The sequence below is a fragment of the Paenibacillus sp. RC67 genome, assembly GCF_030020805.1.
In the GTDB taxonomy this organism is placed as follows: Bacteria; Bacillota; Bacilli; order Paenibacillales; family NBRC-103111; genus Paenibacillus_S.
Genome location: NZ_CP125098.1, coordinates 2,889,125 through 2,906,311 on the forward strand (window position 1 = coordinate 2,889,125; position 17,187 = coordinate 2,906,311).

Genomic DNA, 17,187 nt, shown 5'->3' on the forward strand with positions numbered 1-17,187 from the left:
AATGGCGCGCATTCGCGTAGGTAGAGTCGGAGAACAAATTAAAAAAGAACTAAGTCAAATCATTCAGTCAGAGCTGAAAGACCCTCGTATCGGATTTATTACGGTTACAGGTGTTGAGGTAACGAATGATTTGTCTCAAGCCAAGATTTACCTGAGTGTTTTGGGTACGGACGAGCAAAAGGAAGAAACGCTTAAAGCGCTGGGTCGCGGAAGCGGGTTTATTCGTTCGGAGCTTGGCAAAAGAATTCGCTTGCGCAAAATTCCAGATCTGATCTTCCGTTTCGATGCATCTATCGATTATGGTAGTCATATCGAGAAATTGTTGAGCCAAATCAATGGGGAGAATGCGCAACCATGACGGCATTTTCCAAGCAGGATGATTATGCTGTTCAATTGAATGCAGCAGCACACTTCATTCATGCTAATGATGATTTTCTGGTGGTATCCCATATTCATCCGGATGGGGATGCCGCCGGCTCTACATTTGCCGTAGGATGGTTGCTGACCTCTTTAGGCAAAAAGTTCACTCTTATCAACGAAGGCAGCATGCCTGAGAAATACAGGTATATGGCTGCCGGGAAGCTGCCGATTATCGATTACGAAGCTTCTGCAAGTACGATGAAAGATCAATTTACACATGTTATTAGTGTGGATTGTGCTGACTTTTCCCGAATGGGCAGCGTCAGCAAGCTGTTTGCTGAGGGTGTACAATTGCTGAATATTGATCATCACGCAACGAACGATCGCTTTGGCAGCTGCAATCTTGTAGTAGATGATGCCGCGGCAACGGTTGAAGTATTATACGATCTGTGTTCTGCAATGGATATTCCTTTTACACATGAGCTTAATGTCTGCATTTATTCGGGATTGTTGACAGATACGGGCGGATTCCGCTACTCCAATGCCTCACCTAAGGTGATGCGCATTGCAGCGGATATGCTGCAGCGTGGAGTTAAAGGCCATGAACTGGCTGAGCATTTGTTGGAGAAGCTGTCGCATCCACAAATCTCACTCATTAAAAGCAGCTTGTCTACGTTATCCTTTGCTCATCAAAACCAAGTGGCTTGGGTTTCCGTTACTTTATCGGAGCTTGAGCAGAGCGGTGCGAGCAATGAGGATTTGGACGGATTGGTCAACTACCCTAGAAATGTAGAGGGTGTAGAGGTTGGCATTTTGTTCAAGGAACGGGAAGATATCGTGAAGGTGAGCTTGCGCTCCAATGGAAAAGTGGATGTCGCTCAAGTTGCCAAATCGTTTGGCGGCGGAGGTCATATGCGAGCAGCAGGATGTGCCGTTAAAGGAACATTGAACGAAGCTATTGAACGTGTCGTTAAGGAAGTAGGTTTGGCGCTTGCATGACAAATGAAATGTTGGAAGGAATACTCCCTATTTGGAAGCCTGTTGGATTTACATCCCATGATGTGGTGGCCAAAGCCAGGCGTATTCTTCGAATTAAAAGAATCGGTCACACGGGTACCTTGGATCCTCAGGTAACCGGCGTACTACCGCTTTGCATAGGGCGGGCAACGAGGCTTGTAGAGTATATCCAGGAGCTTCCTAAGGAGTACGAGGCTACCTTGAAAATCGGACTTGCTACCGACACGGAAGATGCTGGCGGTCAAGTGATTGAACAAGTGGATCAAGTTCATTTGACAGAAGCTCAAGTGCGAGAAACACTGGAATCCTTTGTTGGTGACATCGAGCAAGTCCCACCCATGTACTCGGCAGTTAAAGTGGATGGTAAGCGCCTATATGAGTTAGCCCGTCAAGGGATTGAAGTAGAGCGCAAATCACGTAAGGTGACAATATACAATATTGAGATCCTGGATATGGATCTTACTATGGACCACCCGGAAATTCGCTTCCGTGTGCAATGCTCCAAAGGAACCTATATCCGCACTTTATGTGTGGACGTAGGAAAAGCACTCGGATATCCGGCAGTGATGTCGGAGCTAGTGCGTACTTCCACAGGCAGCATGGGACGGGAGCAATGCCTTACCTTGGAGCAGCTGGAGCTGCTTCAACAGCAGGGTGGGGTATCGGACAAGCTGATTCCTGCCGAGATTGCATTAGCTCACATGCCTACGGTGCGTTTGAGTGAAGAGCAGACTCGCAAGGCTTTGCTTGGGCAAAAACTGACCTTGACTCCTTCGGAGCAGACGGCTTTGATGGACGCTGCCGAGCTTAATTATGCGGTGTATAGTGAAACCTCTCAATTTATTGGGATATTTCAATGGGATCGCGATAAACGGGAACTGCAGCCTGTTAAAGTATTTTCGTAGCAAGCTTCGTCTGAAAAGAATGCAGGTGACATATTCGATGCAATCTATACATTTGAACTACCCCATAGTTGAAGGTAAAGATACGAAAGCGATGGGGCCGCAAGTGCTGGCGATCGGGGAATTTGACGGGATTCATCTCGGTCATCAGGAAGTGATCAGACGGGCGCTGCAGACGGCACAACGAATGCACATTCCCGCTTCGATCATGACATTTCATCCGCATCCCAAAGAAGTGCTGGGACAACAAAAATATACTCAACTGCTTACTCCTTCCAAGCAAAAGGAGCAGGTGCTTTCCGAAATGGGATTGGATAAAAGCTATCTTATAGCTTTTGACTCCGATTTTATGAAGGTGACACCCGAAGAATTTGTTGAGAATATGTTGATTCCTATGAATGTGAACACCGTGATCGTAGGTTTTGATTTCACCTTTGGCTTTCGAGGTGCTGGAACACCAGATACATTATGCGAGCTTGCAGCTGGACGGTTTGCAGTAGAAGTGATAAGACCGTTTCAGCTAAATGGCTGCAAGGTAAGCAGCACGCTTGTCCGAGAGTGTCTGCAAAATGCAAAATTAGAAGAAGCTAACCGCCTGCTGGGACGTCCTTACACCATCACAGGAACTGTTGTCACAGGTGATGGTCGAGGCCGTACGATTGGTTTTCCAACGGCTAATATTGAAATGTCGGAATCCTTTGTCATTCCGGCGCTAGGCGTATATGCCGTTAAGGTTACTGTGGATGGCGAAGTTTATAACGCAGTAATGAATGTAGGAAAGAAGCCTACGTTTGTTGAGGATTTGGAAAAGCCTACGTTGGAAGCCCATCTGTTTGATTTCTCCCGTTCGATTTACGGAAGCGCAGTTTCTGTAGAGTTTATTACCTTTCTTCGTCCCGAACGAAAATTCGGGTCAGTGGATGAATTGGTTACCCAAATTCGTACGGATGCAGACAAGGCCCGAACCATTTTAACGCAAAACGAACAATAATTCTTTTCTCTATTTTACTTTTATAGTACACCTGTGCTATACTATAAAACGTTGTCGAACCACTAGGGGTTCGGCATGAACCATGGCATGGAGAATCGAGTACTCCGGCGCTCTCTGGGCCATAGGGGATATCCAATGATGGAGGTGAATGAACAATGGCATTGACACAAGAGCGTAAGCAAGAGTTGATCCAAACGCACAAAACTCATGAGTCCGATACAGGATCTCCTGAAGTGCAAATCGCAATTCTTACTGAAAATATTGTGAACTTGACTGGCCATTTGAAAACGCACAAGAAGGATCACCATTCTCGTCGCGGTCTTTTGAAAATGGTAGGTCAACGCCGTAAACTTTTAACTTATTTGAAAAACAAAGACGTTAAACGTTACAGCGCCCTTATCGAGAAGCTTGGTCTTCGTAGATAATAGGAATGACTTCAAGGAGCAACCACGGTTGTCTGCTGTTCGAGTCCAGTTTGGGCTTGGACAGAGGCAGCGCGGTTGCTTTTTCGTATGTTTCTTTTAGCAGCAGCGAGATTTATTTCGAAAAAGAAGGAAATACTAGGCATTATGAAGAAGTGTTAGTAGAACCATTCAGCAGCGTGTAGGAAGAAAGTTTCTTAGTTGAACGGAAGCTATCGCTTACGTAGAAAGTTTCTTAGCAGAAACTCTTAGGAGGATTTTATGGAAAAAAGAGTACAAATGGATTTGGGCGGACGTCCGTTCATTCTTGAAACCGGTCGTTTAGCTAAACAGGCGAATGCTGCTGTAACCGTACGTTACGGGGATACGGTAGTGCTTTGTACCGTTACGGCTTCGGCGGAGCCAAAGGATCTTGATTTCTTTCCTTTGACTGTGAACTATGAAGAGCGTCTGTATTCAGTAGGGAAAATCCCTGGGGGATTTATTAAACGCGAAGGGCGTCCAAGTGAAAAGGCGATTCTTGCAAGCCGTTTGACAGACCGTCCGATTCGTCCGTTATTCCCTGAAGGATTCCGTAACGATGTACAAGTCGTTGCTATCGTCATGAGCGTAGACCAAGAATGCTCGCCTGAGATTGCTGCGATGATAGGGGTTTCCGCAGCGCTTAGCATCTCCGACGTTCCGTTCAACGGACCCGTTGGCGGTGTTATTGTGGGTCGTGTTGATGGACAATTCGTCATCAATCCTACTTTGGAGCAAGCAGAGAAAAGCGATATTCATCTCGTAGTAGCAGGAACCAAGGACGCTATTATGATGGTTGAAGCAGGTGCCGATGAAGTACCGGAAGAAGTTATGCTTGAAGCTATCATGTTTGGTCATGACGAAATCCGCAAGATTGTCGCTACTCAAGAAGAATTGGTCCAGCTTGCTGGTAAGCCGAAGATGGAAGTTAAGCTACATAGCGTAGAAGAGAATGTTAATCGCGATGTTCGTGCGTACGCACAAGATCGCTTGGTTGAAGCTGTTAAAATTGCGGAAAAGCACGCAAGACAAGAAGCTATTGACGCTATCAATGCTGAAACGGTAGAGCATTTTAGTGTGCAATATGAGGAAACTCCTGAGAAGCTGAAGGATGTTAAAGAGACTCTGTATGACATCGTTAAAGAAGAAGTTCGTCGTTTGATTACTCACGATAAAGTAAGACCAGACGGTCGTGGACTTGACGAAATTCGTCCGATAGAATGCGACATCAATCTGCTTCCTCGTACTCACGGGTCTGGATTGTTCACTCGTGGTCAGACACAAGCATTAAGCATTTGTACTCTTGGCGCTTTGGGCGATGTACAAATTCTTGATGGCTTGGATCTGGAAGAAACCAAACGCTTCATGCATCATTACAATTTCCCGCCGTTCAGCGTAGGGGAAGCAAGACCGCTTCGTCCTCCAGGCCGCCGCGAAATTGGTCACGGAGCATTGGGAGAGCGTGCACTTGAGCCAATTATACCTTCGGAAACCGATTTCCCATACACCATTCGTCTTGTATCCGAGGTATTGGAATCCAATGGGTCTACTTCGCAGGCAAGTATTTGCGCAAGTACATTGGCCATGATGGATGCGGGTGTTCCTATTAAAGCTCCTGTAGCCGGTGTTGCCATGGGTCTGATTAAGGATGGAGAGCATTTCTCAATTTTGACGGACATTCAAGGTATGGAAGACCACCTCGGTGATATGGACTTTAAAGTAGCAGGTACTGCAAGTGGAGTAACAGCACTTCAAATGGATATCAAAATTGACGGTATTGATCGTGCCATTCTGACACAAGCGTTAGAACAAGCGAAAACAGGCCGTATGCACATCTTGGGTAAAATGCTCGAACGAATTCAACAGCCTAAGTCGCAGTTATCTCCTTACGCACCGAAAATTCTTACCATGCATATCAATCCGGATAAAATCCGCGACGTTATCGGCGCAGGTGGCAAAATCATTAACAAGATTATTGAAGAAACCGGCGTGAAAATCGATATTGAACAAGATGGCCGAGTATTTATCGCATCTTCCAATGAGCAGATGAATGATAGAGCTCGTCAAATTATTGAAGGTATCGTGAAAGAAGTCGTTGTTGGAGAAACGTATCTAGGTACAGTGAAGCGCGTTGAGAAATTCGGAGCCTTCGTAGAAATTTTACCTGGCAAAGAAGGTCTGGTTCACATTTCACAGCTTTCTACAGAGCGAGTGGCTAAGGTTGAGGACGTTGTAGCAGTAGGGGATACCATTACTGTAAAAGTGACCGAAATCGATCAGCAAGGCCGTGTCAACCTGTCTCGTAAAGCTGTACTGGCAGCGCAAGTGCCTGCCCAATCCTAATGTACTTTACCCATAGCAAGAACGATAAAGAGTCAGAGTCGTCTGTCTCTTTTTGTTTTGCCTAAATAAAGTAACTCAATCTGTCATAATCTTGTCCGAAAAGGCATATGAATGGGACAAACGATCTAACGACAGGAGCAAGGTTATGAAACGAGTTCAGGTGTTAGTATTGTCCGGACTTTTTGCAGCCGTATTTTTGGGTATACAGCAGTCTGAGAATCTCCAGCTCTTTGTTCAAAATGCAAAGCTTCAAAACGCATTGTCCGCTGCGTCTATTCCTCATCAATGGGATATTTCATCAGCGGCAGCATCCGTTTGGGGCGGGACGAAGAAACAGCAGCAGGAGCGGCGCGAGGTCCTTGAAGAGAGGATACGCTTGGAAGCACAGAAGCGCTATGTGGCTCCGATCAATGCCAAGATAGACCGCGTGTGGAAAGCGATTCCCGGTTATAACGGGCTTGAGGTCGATATGGAGCAATCGCTTGCATTGACCGAACAGCAGCCGAATACGGACAACCTGAAAATTGTAACCAAAGAGATCAAGCCTGCTATTGGATTGGAGCAGCTCGGGGCACAACCGATTTATAAAGGAAATCCGAATAAGCCCATGGTCTCCTTGATGATTAATGTTGCTTGGGGTAATGAGTATGTAGATAAAATGCTCGATGTGCTGGAAAAGGAGAGGGTGCATGCAACGTTCTTTTTTGATGGAAGCTGGTTAAAAAATAACGTTCCGACGGCACTCCGAATAAAAGAAAAAGGCCATGAACTGTCCAATCATGCTTATTCTCATAAAAACATGAGCGAGCTGTCGAGTACTAAAGCTTCTGAAGAGATAACAAAGACGCAGCTTTTGCTTGAGAAAGAGTTAGGAGTTCAAAACAAGCTGTTTGCTCCACCATCTGGTGATTTTGATCAAGAAACGGTGAACATTGCTCATGGGCTCAACCTGCACACGATTCTCTGGACATTGGATACTGTAGATTGGCAAAAACCTGAGCCTATGACTATCGTCCGCAAAATATCTACTCGAGTGGAACCAGGCTCCTTAATTTTGATGCATCCTACGGCATCCTCAAGCAATGCGCTTCAGCAAATGATTGAAGTTATCAAAAGCAAGGGGCTTGTTTTGGGCACAGTTAGCGAGTTAATTTCTTCGAATCGTGTTCCTGAAGTTGAGTCTGCTCCACAATAATGGTAATATCATTAAGATACATTCAGAGAATTTCCGAGGAGGCTCCTTTCATTGAATAAATACGTATTGAACAATGGGCTGCGGGTCATCGTGGAACCGATTCCTACGTGCCGCTCCGTATCTTTTGGGATTTGGGTGAAGACGGGTTCGCGTAATGAAGATGCGCAGAACAACGGAATCTCCCATTTTATCGAACATATGCTGTTCAAGGGGACAGACCAATATTCCGCCAAAGATATTGCTGAAATATTTGATGGCATTGGCGGGAACGTGAACGCGTTCACTTCCAAAGAATATACATGCTATTATGCCAAAGTGCTCGATGAGCATTTACCTATCGCGGTAGAGGTTCTTGCCGATATGTTTTTCCGTTCTTCCTTTGATCCGACAGAGCTTGAAAAAGAGAAAAATGTTATCTTCGAAGAGATTTCCATGTACGAGGATACTCCGGATGACATGGTTCATGATTTGATTGCAAAAGCGACTTTCGATGATCATTCCTTGGGTCACACCATCATAGGTACGGAAGACAACCTAAGTGCGATGAATTCGGATACCCTCCGCCAATATATGAAGGAACAATACTCCATTGATCGTACAGTTATTGCTATCGCTGGCAATGTGGATGATAGCTTGATGACTTTGATAGAAAAGCATTTCGGGGCATTCCACAACAGTGGAGTGGAGCAGACGCTAGTCACCCCATCATTCGCAGGAAACCTTATGTATCATGAGAAAAAGTCCGAGCAAAACCATATTTGCCTCTCTTTACCAGGCTTGTCTGCCAAAGATGACCGTTTATACGCCATGGTATTATTGAATAATGCGATCGGTGGGGGCATGAGCTCCAGGCTGTTCCAGGAAATTCGTGAAAAAAGAGGCATGGCGTACTCCGTTTATTCTTACCATACTTCATATCAAGATGGCGGTATGTTTACGGTCTATACGGGTACGGCACCGAAGCAGACAGCGGATGTTCTGAAAGTAACAATGGAAATATTAAGCGAGATCAAAGAAAAGGGTCTGACGGCTGCTGAGTTGAAAAAAGGGAAAGAGCAAATGAAAGGCAGCTTAATCCTGAGCCTCGAGAGCACGAGCAGCAGGATGAACCGATTAGGGAAAAACGAGCTGATGCTCGGTAAGCATAATACGATGGATGAAATTATTGAACGAATCGAAAATGTACAGCTTACGGATATTCAAGATATGGCTCGTCATATGATGTCGGTACCGTTCGCGCTTGCGATGGTCGGACAAAAAAACGATGTCATCGATGGCTTCAGGAGGGATCAACTTGTTTAATGTTCAAATCAAGCGTCTGCCAGGCAGCGAGGATATTCAGCTTCCGCAGAAGATGTCGTCCTTGGCAAGCGGATTCGATCTGCATGCGGCTGTAAATGAACCGGTGACATTACAGCCGGGAGACCGGATGCTAATACCAACTGGATTTGCGCTTGCGATGCCGGATGAACTGGAAGCACAAATTCGCCCGAGAAGCGGGCTTGCATACAAGAATGGCATTACTACATTGAATTCACCAGGTACCATTGATGCCGATTATCGCGGAGAAGTGAAAGTACTTCTTATTAATCACGGCAGAGAGCCTTTTACGATAGAGAGAAACGAAAGGATTGCCCAAATGGTTTTTCAAGTCGTGCCTGCTGTCCAATTGTCGGAGGTAGACGAACTGTCTGAGACCGTGCGGGGCGCCGGAGGCTTTGGGCATACTGGAACCAAATAATGCGAACACCTTCCTGTTAAGGGAGGTGTTTTTTTATACATATAGAATTTATAAGTTTCGGGGGCACCCCACAAAGTACCTGAGTAGCTTCGAAGCTAAAGGCTCCACTTTGTGGGGTTATTTTATTCCTAGGCATAAACCTCATGTCTGTAACCCATCTATAGGCGGCCGCATAAGATGAGTTATCGAAAGCGACTTAGAAAGAGGTGAGATTGAATGCTTACAGGAATTCAAGTGGCTCTCATCGGTGGCGATGCACGCCAGCTTGAAGTTATTCATAAATGTTCTGAGCTTGATGCTTCCATTATGTTGATCGGCTTTGATAATCTGCAAAATCAATTTAGCGGCATCACCAAGACGGAGCTTAGCCCTGAAGCTCTGGAGTCATTGGATGCAATCATACTACCCGCTGTAGGTACCGATGATCACGGGAATGTAGAAAGTATTTTTTCTACGTCAGAATTACGTCTTACAGAAGAACATTTCAAAGCTTTGCCTAAGCATGCCAGAGTATTTACGGGAATGGCAAAGCCTTATTTGCGAAAGCTGTGCTCGCAGTTCTCCATCCGACTGGTCGAACTGTTCGATAGGGATGATGTAGCTATCTACAACTCCATTCCAACGGCTGAGGGGGCCATCATGATGGCCATTCAAAACACGGATTTTACTATCCACGGCTCTAATTCCATGGTACTCGGATTTGGCAGAACCGGTATCACGGTTGCAAGAACTTTACAAGGTTTAGGGGCAAAAGTAAGGGTAGGAGTTAACAAACCGGAATACTACGCAAGGGCTTGGGAAATGGGCTTCATCCCTTTTTACACGCAGGATTTGAATGCTCAGGTGGCGAATATTGACTTGCTTTTTAATACAATTCCGTCTATGATAATCACAGCACAGATTATTGCCAATATTCCACATCGTGCAGTGATCATTGACTTGGCCTCAAAGCCTGGCGGAACGGATTTTCGTTTTGCTGAGAAGCGGGGGATCAAGGCTTTGCTTGCGCCAGGACTCCCTGGAATTGTTGCGCCGAAAACAGCCGGTCGCATCATAGCCGACACCTTGAGCCGAATTATTCTTGAGGATGCAGGACAGAGGAGGAATGTGGAATGAATTGGCAGGGAAAGACTGTGGGTTTTGCCTTAACTGGATCGCATTGTACGTTTGCTGAAGTAATGCCGCAAATCCAACGATTTGTAGACGCCGGAGCCAAAGTGGTTCCGATCGTTTCGTTTACGATACTTACAACAGATACACGTTTTGGTACTTCTGAGAATTGGCAGAATCAATTGAAAGAGATAACAGGGAATGATATCATTGCGTCAATTGTAGATGCGGAACCACTGGGGCCGTCCAAATTGCTGGATGTACTTGTCATTGCGCCTTGCACAGGGAATACGACGAGCAAACTCGCTAATGCAATGACAGAGAGTCCTGTCTTAATGGCCGCGAAAGCGCAGATGCGCAATCAACGGCCTGTTGTTTTGGCTATATCGACTAATGACGGTCTAGGTCTTAATGCTATGAACATCAGCAAGCTGCTAATAACCAAAAACATATATTTTGTCCCGTTCGGTCAAGATGCTCCGGTAGCTAAACCTAATTCTCTTGTTGCACGTATGGATCTGATTATGGAAACCTGTGAAGAGGCATTAGAAGGAAAACAGCTTCAACCGATGGTAATCGAACGGTTCAATTACTGATATTGATTATTTGCATAGGGAGAGACGAACAAGATGTCGAGTCAAAAATTATTCAACGTTGCGGTGGTTGGAGCAACAGGAGCAGTAGGAGAGCAGATCCTTCGTTTGTTGGAAGAACGCAACTTCCCTATTCATGAACTAAAGTTATTGTCTTCGGCTCGTTCTGCTGGAACAAAGCTAATATTTAAGGGTCAAGAAATCACTGTTCAAGAGGCCACAGCGGATAGCTTTAAAGGCGTGGATATCGCCTTGTTTAGTGCTGGCGGCAGTGTCAGCCTTGAATTGATTCCGCAAGCCATTGAACATGGAACGGTTTGTATCGACAATACTAGCGCATACCGTATGGATCCTGATACTCCGCTTGTTGTCCCAGAAGTAAATATCGATAAAATCAATGAGCACAAAGGGGTCATTGCAAATCCTAACTGCTCAACGATTCAAATGGTTGCTGCTTTGAAACCATTATATGACCGCTATGGTATTACTCGTATTATTGTTTCTACCTATCAGGCAGTATCTGGTGCCGGAGCGCGTGCTATTGATGAAATGCTGCGTCAGTCCAAAGAGGCTTTGGCTGGAAATCCAGTTGATCCGCAAATATTGCCAGTAGGTGCATTGCCGGTTAAACACCAAATCGCATTTAATGCGATTCCGCAGATCGACAAATTTACAGAAAATGGATTTACTTACGAAGAAATGAAAATGATCAACGAAACGAAAAAAATTATGGGTGACGATACACTAGAAGTTACGGCTACTTGTGTGCGCATCCCTGTCGTTTACGGGCATTCGGAGTCGGTTTATGTCGAATTGAAAGAACATTTTGACATTGAGGAAGTTAAACAATTAATTTCTGAAGCTCCGGGTATTGTACTTCAGGATAACCCTGCCGAGCAACAGTATCCGCTTGCAACGGATGCTGCTGGCAAGCTCGACACATTCGTTGGTCGTGTACGCCGCGATTTGAGCAATCCACGTGCTTTGAATATGTGGATCGTTTCTGACAACCTTTTAAAAGGTGCAGCTTGGAATGCCGTGCAAATTGCAGAATATATAGCTATCGAGCAGAATTAATCGAGGCAGGCTTCCTAACGGAAGCCTAGCTTCTATTTCATCATAGGTATGATTAACTTCGTTAAAGCGTTAGCGTTGTGATGAACGTTAGCTATTGGCGATAAAACTCTACTTATGAACGTCTTCATACATCTCTTAAAAATTCGTCGATAGACGTTATTCACATCCTTTTCTGCTATCAGGGAAGAAGGCAGCTTCCTTATGAGAGCGGTATAAATGCTTACGAAGACAGCTTTCTTTCGAAAGCCCTTAGGAGGGACCTCATGAAAATTCTGGTTCAGAAATTCGGAGGCACGTCCCTTTCCAATGTCGAAGCAAGAGCACAAGTCCTAGAACATATCGAAGATGCCTTAGCACAAGCATACAAGCTAGTAGTCGTCGTATCGGCAATGGGGAGAAAAGGCGAGCCCTATGCAACAGATACTTTGATTGATTTTATAAATCAGAACGGCAACCATTTGCCACCGCGTGAGAAAGACATGCTGCTTTGCTGTGGAGAAATCATCTCGGCAGCAACTTTGTGCAGCTTGCTTTGCGCAAAAGGTATTCCTGCAAGTGCTTTAACCGGAGCACAAGCAGGTATTACAACCAATAATGATTTTGGCAATGCCCAAATCATTTCCATTCAACCAGGGAGAATTTTGGAACTGTTAGAAGCCGGCCAAGTCGTTATAGTGACTGGTTTCCAGGGTCAGACCAAAACGCATGATTACACGACTTTAGGCAGAGGCGGCAGCGATACGACTGCAACTGCATTAGGCGCCGCATTAAAAGCGGAAGTTGTCGATATATTTACGGATGTGGACGGAATATTAACGGCAGATCCACGAATCGTCGAGGATGCCAGACGTCTTTCCATCGTGTCCTATTCAGAAATATGCAATATGGCTCATCATGGAGCCAAGGTGATACATCCGCGTGCGGTAGAAGTGGCTATGAACGCCAGTATTCCTATCCGGGTACGATCTACCTTCAGTAAGGACCAAGGAACCCTAGTAACGCATCCTGATGCCATTACTCAAGACAGGAATGCGATTCAAGACCGCTTCGTTACGGGGATCGCGAGCTTTTCGAATACTTCACAAATACAAGTGGCTGCAGGTGAAGGCGTCTATGATTTACAGCTGCAGGTTTTCAAAGCGATGGCGCAACACCATATCAGTGTAGATTTCATAAACGTAAATCCGTCTGGCGTCGTCTATACGGTTTATGATCATGAATTGGATAGGGCCGTCCATATTTTAAATGAACTTGGATATAAACCGCAATGTACTTCCAATTGTGCCAAGGTTTCGATTATCGGCGGAGGCATGAATGGAGTGCCAGGGATAATGGCACAAATTGTCGAAGCGTTGACGGAAGAAGATATAAGCATTTTGCAGTCGGCGGACTCCAACACGACCATATGGGTACTCGTACAAGGTATTGATATGGTGAGAGCCGTTCGCGCATTACACAGGAAGTTTGAATTACATCGATAAAAGACAGTAGGAGGAGTTAGTCGTGGATTTCGGAAGACTCATTACGGCAATGGTTACGCCATTTGATGCCAACCTAGAAATTGATTGGGGTCAAGTTGGAAAACTGATGGACTATCTGATTGAAGAACAAGCAAGCGACAGCTTGGTGATTAACGGTACTACCGGGGAGTCGCCAACATTGACTGAAGAAGAGAAGCTGAAATTGTTTCAATTTGCTGTAAAACATGCTAACGGACGCTGCAAAATTATTGCCGGTACAGGAAGCAACGATACGGCTCATTCCATCCATTTGTCCAAGGAAGCTGAGAAGTTAGGCGTAGATGCCTTGTTGTTGGTAGCTCCTTACTACAATCGTCCTTCACAAGAAGGCATTTTCCAGCATTACAAAGCGATTGCCGAGGCAGTTTCACTGCCTTGCATAATATATAATGTGCAAGGTCGAACCGGAGTTAACGTTAATGTTGACACGACGATTCGTTTATCGCACATTCCGAATATCGTAGCTACAAAAGATTGCGCCGATCTTGATCAGCTTACACAAATTGCTCATGGCGCTGCTCCAGGTTTTCTCGTGTACAGTGGGGAAGATAACATGACACTGCCTGCTCTTTCTATTGGAGCCTATGGAATCATCAGTGTTGCAAGTCATGTGATTGGAAAAGATATGAAGAATATGATAAACTGTTATTTGCAAGGAGATGTTCGTGAAGCAGTACAAATCCATTCCAGACTTCACCCTATATTCAAAGGACTGTTCGAATGTCCTCACCGTGTTCCAAACCCAGCCCCTGTGAAGTTTGCTTTGAACCATAAGGGGATTGAAGTCGGAGGAGTTCGTTTACCGTTAATAAATGTAACCGAAGAAGAAGGACGATTCATTACTTCGTTATTTGAGTGAGATGTCTAAGAAAATCGGTGCGTTTTTTGGCATCGGTTTTATTTTTTTAGGTAACAATAGGGTGAAAAAAAGGGTGAACTTGTAATTGCAGTTTTTCTTCATGTATAATGGTGGCAAGTGACTGGTGCGGTTTTTGGTTTTTAGTTCATACAAAAATTCGTCGTCAATTTGAATTAGGAGGTATTTCTTTGTCAAAGAAAAATATTGATAAGCTTTCGATCTTTGCTCTGGGCGGCGTGGGCGAAATCGGAAAAAATATGTATGTTATTCAGTATGCCAATGATATTGTGGTTGTCGATTGTGGTTTGAAGTTCCCTGAGGAGGACATGCTCGGTATTGATATCGTCATTCCTGATATCACGTACTTATCGGAAAACCGGGACAAGGTCAGAGGAATTATCATAACGCACGGACACGAGGACCACATTGGTGGATTGCCTTATGTTCTCAAGCATTTGAATGTTCCTGTATACGGTACCAAGCTAACGCTCGGATTAATTGAAACGAAGCTTAAGGAAGCGAATTTGTTAGGCGAAACAAAACGAATTCTCATTAATTCTGAAAGCGAATTAAAGCTTGGAACCATTACAGCTACCTTCTTCAAAACAAATCATAGTATTCCTGATTCCGTAGGTGTATGCCTTGAAACTCCGGAAGGTAATGTTGTTCATACGGGAGACTTCAAATTCGATCAAACTCCTGTTAATGAACAATATGCGGATTTGCATAGTATGGCGGCTATCGGGAAAAGAGGCGTATTGGCGCTTCTCTCGGACAGCACGAATGCAGAGCGCCCTGGCTATACAGGTTCAGAAAGAAGTGTAGGCATTCAAATCGAGGAAATATTCCGTAAAGCAAAGCAGCGTGTTATCATTGCCACTTTTGCTTCGAATATTCATCGGATTCAACAAGTCATTGATGCTTGTGAAGCTACTCGGAGAAAGATGACCGTCATTGGCCGCAGTATGGTCAATGTCGTAGGAATTGCTCACGAGCTCGGATATTTACGTATCCCTGATGGCATGATGATCGAGCCGGAGGAAGTAAACAAGCTTGCCGCGGATCGTGTTGTTATCCTTTCAACAGGTAGTCAGGGTGAGCCTATGTCTGCGCTTACGCGGATGGCAAGATCCACACATCGTAAAGTGGATATTTTACCGGGAGATACCGTTATCATTGCGGCAACACCGATTCCAGGAAATGAACGTTATGTGGGCAGAACCGTCGATGAATTAATGCGTATTGGCGCTCACGTTATTTATGGTCCTGGTTCAGTTACGGGAGTTCACGTTTCCGGACACGGAAGCCAAGAAGAATTAAAGCTTATGTTAAATATCATGAAGCCTAAATACTTTATTCCGATCCACGGTGAATACCGTATGCTGCGTCAACACGGCACCCTTGCCGAGTCTGTAGGTATCGCCAAAGAAGACATTTTTATCGTGGACAATGGTGAAACGGTTGAGATTCAAGACGGCGTTGCCCGTAAAGGTTCCAAAGTTACAGCGGGTAATATTCTAATTGATGGTCTTGGAGTCGGTGATGTAGGGAATATTGTTCTTCGCGACCGGAAGCTGCTCTCGCAAGATGGTATTCTAGTCGTAGTTGTGACGCTTAGCAAACAAGACGGTGCCATTTTATCCGGGCCTGATATTATATCCCGAGGTTTCGTGTATGTTAGAGAATCGGAAGGCTTGCTGGATGAAGCAAACCGGATCGTGACAAGCACACTGAATCGTTTAATGAATGAAAATGTAAATGAATGGGCTTCATTGAAAACCCATGTAAAAGATGCTCTTGGACGATTTTTGTACGAACAAACCAGAAGAAGACCTATGATCCTTCCAATTATTATGGAAGTATGATCAAAAACCACCAGTCAATAGCTTGAAACCTTCATTTAATACAGGTGTTTGCATTCGATCACTATAAAGAGATCACGTAGAGAATTTGTCTATGTGGTCTTTTTTTTTGTTGGAATTAAGGGATGTGCGATATATGCATACCTGCATATTTTTCACCTTTCGATCCATACTATGGGAGATGATGTAACCATAGAATAGGGAGGATTTTCCTTATATGAACAATTTCACTCAAGATACTCAGCCCCAACAGCCAAATCCGGACGAAGCCAAAAGAAATCCGACGGTCGAAAACATCCAGCAACTAGGTCAAACCGTTACACCTGCAGCAGAATCCAATATTTTTTGCATGACGATCATAGGACAAGTTGAGGGACACCTGGTACTCCCACCGCAAAACAAAACGACAAAATACGAACACTTGATCCCACAGTTAGTAGCAGCAGAGCAAAACTCTAAAATTGAAGGTGTTCTGATTATTTTGAATACGGTTGGCGGTGACGTTGAAGCAGGACTGGCTATTGCCGAAATGATTGCAACCCTCTCCAAGCCTACTGTAACGTTGGTTTTAGGTGGAGGTCACTCCATAGGTGTCCCAATAGCGGTCTCCTCGAATTATTCCATCATTGCCGAAACAGCGACTATGACGATTCACCCCATTCGTTTGAATGGATTGGTTATTGGTGTACCTCAAACCTTTGAATATTTGGATAAAATGCAGGAACGGGTTAATCGATTTATTACGAGGCACTCTAGAGTAACTGAAGAGAAGCTGAAGGAATTGATGTTTAAAACCGGAGAGCTAACGAGAGATATTGGGACTACCGTTATCGGGCCTGATGCCGTTAAATATGGTTTAATAAACGCCATAGGCGGAATTGGCGATGCCATCCGTGAATTAAACCTTCGGATAGAGGAGAAACGTAACTCTCTGAGCGGGGGAATGGTGCAATGATTCATTATACCGTAATGCCTTTGGAGGTAGTGATGGAAGGCATCGAGGAAATGGAAGCCAATCAGGTGGAGATTGTTGTGAATGGAGTTACGATGCAGGTGCAGCCGTTGAATTCGAATCAAGCAACGATTGTCCGGTTAATTAGCGGAAACCCGCAGGATTATTTAAATCCGCAGTACACACCAGGTCGAATTATTGAATTTCAACCTGTTTTCTAGT

At 44.8% G+C, this 17,187-nt stretch carries 18 protein-coding genes; all 18 read left to right on the top strand.

The genetic code is table 11. The annotated features are described in order from the left end of the window. The first annotated feature begins 1 nt into the window (after position 1). The 18 genes from rbfA to QMA13_RS13250 all read left to right on the top strand — a co-directional run bounded on the left by rbfA (position 2) and on the right by QMA13_RS13250 (position 17,186). Positions 2 to 358 (top strand): 30S ribosome-binding factor RbfA, encoded by a 357-nt coding sequence (gene rbfA, locus QMA13_RS13165; RefSeq protein WP_282941879.1) that lies wholly within the window; start codon positions 2 to 4, stop codon positions 356 to 358. Then, positions 355 to 1,359: a DHH family phosphoesterase gene (locus QMA13_RS13170; RefSeq protein ID WP_282941881.1), complete on the top strand. Its 1,005-nt coding sequence runs from the start codon at positions 355 to 357 to the stop codon at positions 1,357 to 1,359. The genes rbfA and QMA13_RS13170 overlap by 4 nt, the downstream gene beginning before the upstream one ends. Continuing rightward, entirely contained in the window at positions 1,356 to 2,282 is a 927-nt protein-coding gene (gene truB / locus QMA13_RS13175; protein ID WP_282941883.1) for a tRNA pseudouridine(55) synthase TruB, read from the top strand. The genes QMA13_RS13170 and truB overlap by 4 nt, the downstream gene beginning before the upstream one ends. Positions 2,283 to 2,319: 37 nt before the next feature. Then, entirely contained in the window at positions 2,320 to 3,270 is a 951-nt protein-coding gene (locus QMA13_RS13180) for a bifunctional riboflavin kinase/FAD synthetase (RefSeq protein ID WP_282941885.1), read from the top strand. 155 nt (positions 3,271 to 3,425) lie between these two features. Continuing rightward, the gene (gene rpsO, locus QMA13_RS13185) at positions 3,426 to 3,695 is read left to right on the top strand and encodes a 30S ribosomal protein S15 (RefSeq protein WP_028550472.1); all 270 of its coding nucleotides are present in this window, start codon (positions 3,426 to 3,428) and stop codon (positions 3,693 to 3,695) included. Positions 3,696 to 3,700: 5 nt separating this feature from the next. Next, complete coding sequence (locus tag QMA13_RS13190) at positions 3,701 to 3,877, top strand: hypothetical protein (RefSeq protein WP_282941888.1); 177 nt, start codon at positions 3,701 to 3,703, stop codon at positions 3,875 to 3,877. A gap of 76 nt (positions 3,878 to 3,953) precedes the next feature. Beyond that, complete coding sequence (gene pnp / locus QMA13_RS13195; protein WP_282941890.1) at positions 3,954 to 6,056, top strand: polyribonucleotide nucleotidyltransferase; 2,103 nt, start codon at positions 3,954 to 3,956, stop codon at positions 6,054 to 6,056. Positions 6,057 to 6,201: 145 nt separating this feature from the next. Next, positions 6,202 to 7,251: a polysaccharide deacetylase family protein gene (locus tag QMA13_RS13200; protein ID WP_282941892.1), complete on the top strand. Its 1,050-nt coding sequence runs from the start codon at positions 6,202 to 6,204 to the stop codon at positions 7,249 to 7,251. Between the two features lie 51 nt (positions 7,252 to 7,302). After that, positions 7,303 to 8,553, top strand: a complete 1,251-nt coding sequence (locus QMA13_RS13205; protein ID WP_282941894.1) for a M16 family metallopeptidase — start codon at positions 7,303 to 7,305, stop codon at positions 8,551 to 8,553. After that, positions 8,546 to 8,992 carry a dUTP diphosphatase gene (gene dut, locus QMA13_RS13210; protein ID WP_282941896.1) on the top strand — a complete coding sequence of 149 codons (447 nt, stop codon included), beginning with the start codon at positions 8,546 to 8,548 and terminating at the stop codon, positions 8,990 to 8,992. The genes QMA13_RS13205 and dut overlap by 8 nt, the downstream gene beginning before the upstream one ends. A gap of 216 nt (positions 8,993 to 9,208) precedes the next feature. Then, positions 9,209 to 10,108 carry a dipicolinate synthase subunit DpsA gene (gene dpsA, locus QMA13_RS13215; RefSeq protein ID WP_282941898.1) on the top strand — a complete coding sequence of 300 codons (900 nt, stop codon included), beginning with the start codon at positions 9,209 to 9,211 and terminating at the stop codon, positions 10,106 to 10,108. After that, on the top strand, positions 10,105 to 10,698 hold the full coding sequence (locus QMA13_RS13220; protein ID WP_282941900.1) for a dipicolinate synthase subunit B: 594 nt from the start codon (positions 10,105 to 10,107) through the stop codon (positions 10,696 to 10,698). Before dpsA ends, QMA13_RS13220 begins: the two co-directional genes overlap by 4 nt. Before the next feature lie 33 nt (positions 10,699 to 10,731). After that, entirely contained in the window at positions 10,732 to 11,772 is a 1,041-nt protein-coding gene (locus tag QMA13_RS13225) for an aspartate-semialdehyde dehydrogenase (protein WP_282941901.1), read from the top strand. Positions 11,773 to 12,035: 263 nt separating this feature from the next. Then, a complete protein-coding gene (gene dapG / locus QMA13_RS13230) occupies positions 12,036 to 13,253 on the top strand; it encodes an aspartate kinase (RefSeq protein WP_282941902.1) in 1,218 nt (405 codons plus the stop codon). Positions 13,254 to 13,275: 22 nt separating this feature from the next. Continuing rightward, complete coding sequence (gene dapA / locus QMA13_RS13235; RefSeq protein ID WP_282941904.1) at positions 13,276 to 14,151, top strand: 4-hydroxy-tetrahydrodipicolinate synthase; 876 nt, start codon at positions 13,276 to 13,278, stop codon at positions 14,149 to 14,151. A 188-nt stretch (positions 14,152 to 14,339) separates the two neighbouring features. Continuing rightward, on the top strand, positions 14,340 to 16,016 hold the full coding sequence (locus QMA13_RS13240; protein WP_282941906.1) for a ribonuclease J: 1,677 nt from the start codon (positions 14,340 to 14,342) through the stop codon (positions 16,014 to 16,016). A 214-nt stretch (positions 16,017 to 16,230) separates the two neighbouring features. Further along, positions 16,231 to 16,968 carry a ClpP family protease gene (locus QMA13_RS13245; protein WP_282941908.1) on the top strand — a complete coding sequence of 246 codons (738 nt, stop codon included), beginning with the start codon at positions 16,231 to 16,233 and terminating at the stop codon, positions 16,966 to 16,968. Further along, entirely contained in the window at positions 16,965 to 17,186 is a 222-nt protein-coding gene (locus QMA13_RS13250) for a YlzJ-like family protein (RefSeq protein WP_282941910.1), read from the top strand. The genes QMA13_RS13245 and QMA13_RS13250 overlap by 4 nt, the downstream gene beginning before the upstream one ends. The last annotated feature ends 1 nt before the right edge of the window (position 17,187 follow it).

Coding starts and splice junctions, on each gene's coding strand:
- rbfA (WP_282941879.1), top strand. CDS start 2: ATGGCGCGCATTCGCGTAGGTAGAGTCGGAGAACAAATTAAAAAAGAA.
- QMA13_RS13170 (WP_282941881.1), top strand. CDS start 355: ATGACGGCATTTTCCAAGCAGGATGATTATGCTGTTCAATTGAATGCA.
- truB (WP_282941883.1), top strand. CDS start 1,356: ATGACAAATGAAATGTTGGAAGGAATACTCCCTATTTGGAAGCCTGTT.
- QMA13_RS13180 (WP_282941885.1), top strand. CDS start 2,320: ATGCAATCTATACATTTGAACTACCCCATAGTTGAAGGTAAAGATACG.
- rpsO (WP_028550472.1), top strand. CDS start 3,426: ATGGCATTGACACAAGAGCGTAAGCAAGAGTTGATCCAAACGCACAAA.
- QMA13_RS13190 (WP_282941888.1), top strand. CDS start 3,701: ATGACTTCAAGGAGCAACCACGGTTGTCTGCTGTTCGAGTCCAGTTTG.
- pnp (WP_282941890.1), top strand. CDS start 3,954: ATGGAAAAAAGAGTACAAATGGATTTGGGCGGACGTCCGTTCATTCTT.
- QMA13_RS13200 (WP_282941892.1), top strand. CDS start 6,202: ATGAAACGAGTTCAGGTGTTAGTATTGTCCGGACTTTTTGCAGCCGTA.
- dpsA (WP_282941898.1), top strand. CDS start 9,209: ATGCTTACAGGAATTCAAGTGGCTCTCATCGGTGGCGATGCACGCCAG.
- QMA13_RS13220 (WP_282941900.1), top strand. CDS start 10,105: ATGAATTGGCAGGGAAAGACTGTGGGTTTTGCCTTAACTGGATCGCAT.
- QMA13_RS13225 (WP_282941901.1), top strand. CDS start 10,732: ATGTCGAGTCAAAAATTATTCAACGTTGCGGTGGTTGGAGCAACAGGA.
- dapG (WP_282941902.1), top strand. CDS start 12,036: ATGAAAATTCTGGTTCAGAAATTCGGAGGCACGTCCCTTTCCAATGTC.
- QMA13_RS13245 (WP_282941908.1), top strand. CDS start 16,231: ATGAACAATTTCACTCAAGATACTCAGCCCCAACAGCCAAATCCGGAC.
- QMA13_RS13250 (WP_282941910.1), top strand. CDS start 16,965: ATGATTCATTATACCGTAATGCCTTTGGAGGTAGTGATGGAAGGCATC.